This is a genomic window from Aminobacter sp. P4_H6_2, from assembly GCF_056400805.1.
In genome coordinates this window covers 1-4159 of the sequence record NZ_JBFUKO010000489.1, presented here as the reverse complement: position 1 = coordinate 4159, position 4159 = coordinate 1, and the positions used below count along the sequence as shown (strand labels likewise).

The 4159-nt window shown below is 62.4% G+C and carries 4 protein-coding genes and 1 pseudogene; 4 read left to right on the top strand and 1 reads right to left on the bottom strand.

Annotated features, from left to right (window positions below; translation table 11 throughout):
- The 3 genes from repC to AC1DUU_RS24960 form a co-directional block, all read left to right on the top strand.
- On the top strand, nucleotides 1–527 hold a 527-nt coding region (repC, locus tag AC1DUU_RS24970; RefSeq protein ID WP_476786061.1), incomplete at its 5' end, for a plasmid replication protein RepC.
- 102 nt (nucleotides 528–629) lie between these two features.
- Nucleotides 630–1001 carry an antitoxin Xre/MbcA/ParS toxin-binding domain-containing protein gene (locus tag AC1DUU_RS24965; protein WP_476786060.1) on the top strand — a complete coding sequence of 124 codons (372 nt, stop codon included), beginning with the start codon at nucleotides 630–632 and terminating at the stop codon, nucleotides 999–1001.
- On the top strand, nucleotides 994–1512 hold the full coding sequence (locus AC1DUU_RS24960; protein ID WP_476786059.1) for an RES family NAD+ phosphorylase: 519 nt from the start codon (nucleotides 994–996) through the stop codon (nucleotides 1510–1512). The genes AC1DUU_RS24965 and AC1DUU_RS24960 overlap by 8 nt, the downstream gene beginning before the upstream one ends.
- Before the next feature lie 49 nt (nucleotides 1513–1561).
- Here AC1DUU_RS24960 and AC1DUU_RS24955 read toward each other — a convergent pair whose 3' ends face one another.
- Nucleotides 1562–2749 carry a site-specific integrase gene (locus AC1DUU_RS24955; protein ID WP_476786058.1) on the bottom strand — a complete coding sequence of 396 codons (1188 nt, stop codon included), beginning with the start codon at nucleotides 2747–2749 and terminating at the stop codon, nucleotides 1562–1564.
- Between the two features lie 620 nt (nucleotides 2750–3369).
- On the opposite strand from AC1DUU_RS24955, the pseudogene AC1DUU_RS24950 reads away from it, so the two are divergent.
- A pseudogene (locus tag AC1DUU_RS24950) lies at nucleotides 3370–4159 on the top strand (autotransporter outer membrane beta-barrel domain-containing protein); the annotation flags it as partial.

Here is a 4159-nt window from a genome sequence, read left to right as displayed (position 1 = left end):
TTGCCCAAGAGGTGCGCAAGATACTGGAAAGCCACGTTAAAACTGAAGAAACAAGCGGCAATGAGTCTCATTTCGAGCGCCACATACAGAATTCAAATACACAACCTTATGAATTTGAACCCGGCCCAGAAAAAGACCAGGGGACGACCGTTGCGGTGAAACTGGAGACCAAGAGCCAGCCACCAACGGGATATCCGCTTGGCATGGTGCTGCGTGCCTGCCCGGATATTGCCGATTACGCACGAAACGGCATTTCGGGCTGGGCCGATCTGGTGGAAACGGCGAATTTGGTGCGCGGCGCCCTTGGCGTCAGTCCGGATGCGTGGAACCAGGCCTGCGAGGCGATGGGGGCGGTGGACGCAGCGATCATGGTGGCGGCGATGCTGCAGCGGGGTGAGGCGATTGCAAGCCCGGGCGGTTACCTGCGCAGCCTCACAGCCAAGGCCAACGCCGGAGAGTTCTCCATCGGACCGGTGCTGATGGCGCTGCTGCGGGGCAGGGGAGGGGCCCAGGCCAAGGCAGGGTGACCGACAGCTGCCGATTGCTTGAAGAAGTCGGTTGAGCTTGAATTGAGCGTCAAATGAGCACATATTGATCACATGGATATCAAACTACGACAGGAGCGGGTTATGACGGCTCAGAGTTTGGGAATGTCGGCGGCCCATTTCGGTGACGCCCGGTCGCCCTTTCTGTCGGCGCGGCGCGTGTCGGAACTGCTGGGTGTGACCCAGTCCGAGCTTGCCCGGCTTGTCGGTGTCGCCCGCAATACGCTGACGGCGCGGTCGGGCGCGCGCAAGGTCGATCAGGCGCTGAGCCCGGTCGTGCGCATTCTGGCGATGGCTGCCGAGATGGCGGGCGACGAAAACCGCGCTGTAATCTGGTTCAAGCATCAGCCGATCCCAGGCTGGGCGGGGAAGACGGCCTACGATCTGGTCGGCGAGGGCAAGGCCGACAAGGTTCTGGCCTATCTGGAGGCGGTGCGCTCCGGCGTTTATGCCTGAAGCTTCTACGCAGCAGGTCCGCACGCTGTGGAGAGCCTTTGTGCCGCGCTGGGCGCACATGCMGTTGTCAGGCGAGGGTGCTGCACGCTTTGGCGGACGCTGGAATCCGGTCGGTGCGTCGGCACTTTATGCCGCTTGCGAGCTTTCCACCGCCTGGGCCGAATATAATCAGGGTTTTGTCCAGCATCCGGCATTGATCGCACAGCTTGAATTGTCGGATGCGAGGCTGGCCGATCTGACTGATACCGCGGTGCTGGAGGGGCTCGGCGTTGATCCGTCGATTCACAGATGCGAGTGGCGCGCCGATCTAGACGAGGGCCGGACGCCTGAAACCCATCTGCTGCGGCAAAGGCTGCTGTCTCAGGGCTTTGAAGGTGTCGTCTACCCCTCCTTCATGTCGCCGGGCGGCAGCTGCGTTGCCTTGTGGCACTGGAACGGCGCGGGCAAGCCTTCACTGAAGGTGATCGACCCCGATCAACGCTTGCCGAAAACGCCTGTTTCCTGGYTGTGAAGCAGGTTAGCGGCCACTGCGCTGCCTAGGATGAAGCGTCCGCTTCCGGTCAAACGATCAAGCGTGCGGCTCTTCCGAGCTTGCGTTCGGCATCGTTGTAATAGGCCGAGGCCTGGTTGACCGAGCGGTGTTGCGACTGCTGCATGGCGTCGAGCAGCGGAATGCCGCGCCGGCCCGCTTCGGTGAGATAGCCCGAGCGTAGGCCATGCGCCGAAAATTCCTGGGGGTCGAGCCCGGCTTCGGCGATGCGGCGCTTGAGGATCAGATTGACCGCCTGCGGGGTCAGCGCGCGGCGCTGGAGATGGCCCCAACGGTCGATGGCGCGGAACACCGGCCCCTCGCTGAGCTGTGCCTGGGCGATCCAGTCCTTGAGCAGCGTTACCGGGCGGCCGATCAGCAACACCTCGCTGCGGCTGTCTCCGTCGGTGGTTTTGGTCCGACCGAGTTTTATCGCCACGCAGGGTATTTTTTCGCCGTCGGGGTCGTGCGGATCGGCCGGCACCGGCTCTTGTTCCATCAGTTGGTCGAGGCGAAGAGCAGCAATCTCGCTGCGCCGGCGGCCACCCGAAGCAAAGGCGGCGATCAGCAGCGCCCGGTCGCGGCCATCGACAAGACTGTCGCCGCTGCAGGTCTTCAGCACCGCCGCCAGAATGTCTGACGTGACCGCCTTTTGGCTCTTGCGCTGAGACGGCCGATCCGTGGCGCGTATGGCGAGCTTGAGCGCACTTTTGAGGCCAGGCGCGTTGAAATCTCCGAGCAGGCCGCGCCATTTGGTTAGCGTCGACCAGCTCGACAGCTTGCGCCGCACCGTAGCTGGCGCATGTGGTCTTTCCTTCACCTTAAGCAGGCCCTGGGCGACCAGGGCTGCCGCCACCTCGCTGGGCATGCCGTGGGCGGTATCGCTCAGGCGGTGGACAGGATCCCACAAATGATGGGCGACGAATTTCAGCAACAGCGTTTCCGGCGCTGGCCACGGCAGTTCCATGCCTGTTGCGGCGAGTGCCCAGGCCTCGAGATAAAACAGATCAGACGTGAGAGCCCGCAGCGAGTTTGGGCCGAGGCCCTGGCTGGCGAGGTGGCGCAAGGTTGCGACGTCGTCGTCGCTGAGGACGCCGGCGAGCTGGGTGCGGCGGTCGAACGGCAAGACGGCATCGAGCGCATCCAGCGCTTCGGCCCGGCGGGCAACGGCTTCGGCAAAGTCACGCTGGGCGTTGGAAGCTGCGGGCAGTTTGGCCATGAGGTGCCTTTTGAGCGGATTTCCTGGGCCGCGCGCGGCCATGTCTGGCACGAATTTGAGCGATTTCGACTCTGAAATCCATCATTATCGATAAGAGGTCATTATCGATATGGAAAGATCGTTCGTTTGCACCACGATGTGGCTAAAGTAAATGGCCGGATAGCTTTGTAATTGGAAAATGTATTAAGGTTAATCAATGGCTTACAAGTAGCCTCTAGGACGCCGTGCATAATCCTGGTGGGTAACCGGCGCAGATTTGGGGGCAGTGGCGCATCGCTGGGCAATTGTGAAACTCGCTTTCTCGACCGCTGCATCAGGGTGAGCGTCGGGCTCGACCCGAGATCGACATTTTCGCCGAGGAATTGACTGGCGCGATTGCCGCCGACGGTCCTTCGCAGATCCGAAGAGTTGGAATGCGACTGCCAGGGTGTCTCCCTGCGGCAACACTGCACCCCATTTCCGTGGCGCCGCGCCTGCGGTGGACGGTTTGCGCTTCTGGATTCGGCCGGATCACGACATGATTGCTTCTGATGCTGCCGACTAGCGTACGGCAGCATCGGGTACGGGGGGCTGGACTCGCAGGCTGCCAAGGGCGCCTTGCGGAGAAGGAGACGGTGCCCATGCGCGCACCCGCCCGCGGACCGCTCGTTCGACTGCGGACACGACGCTTTGCACACATCAGATTGTTTACGACAGTTGCGCTTGCAACAGCCTCTATAGTTCCGGCACACGCCCAGTCCACCGATTGGACCGGCGCGGTCTCCTCCAATTGGTTTCTGGCTGAGAACTGGACTGCCGGCTTTCCCAGGCAGACGATAGACGGAAACATCAACACGGTGACGCGGAATTCTACGGTGGTCGCGAGCCCGGGCGCGTTGGCCCGAAATCTCGCCATCGGTCAAAACGGGACGGGAATACTCGTTGTCCAAGGCGGCGGGACATTGGCCGATTCCTCCGGTGCGATCGGCAATTTACCTGGCGGGCGGGGCACGGTGACAGTGACCGGAGCGGGCTCCAACTGGTCGAATGCCGGAAACGTCGTGATCGGCGGCCAGGGCACGGGCACGCTCACAATCCAAGGCGGCGGCAGCGTGAATAGCGGCAGCAGCTCCATCGGATTGTCTCAAGGGTCCACGGGCACGGTGACCGTGGCCGGCCCGGACTCCGTCTGGGTCAACGGAACAAGCGGCGGTCTCAATATCGGCAGTTTTGGTACGGGCACGCTCAAGGTCGAGAACGGCGGCAGAGTCATCAATGCCTCCGCCTTCGCCGCCAACATCGGCAGCGGTGCAGGCTCACAGGGCATGGTGACAGTGACCGGCGCACGCTCCACCTGGAGCAACACGTCGGGAGTTAACGTCGGCAACCTCGGCACCGGCACGCTGACCATAGCGGAGGGCGGCTTGGTGG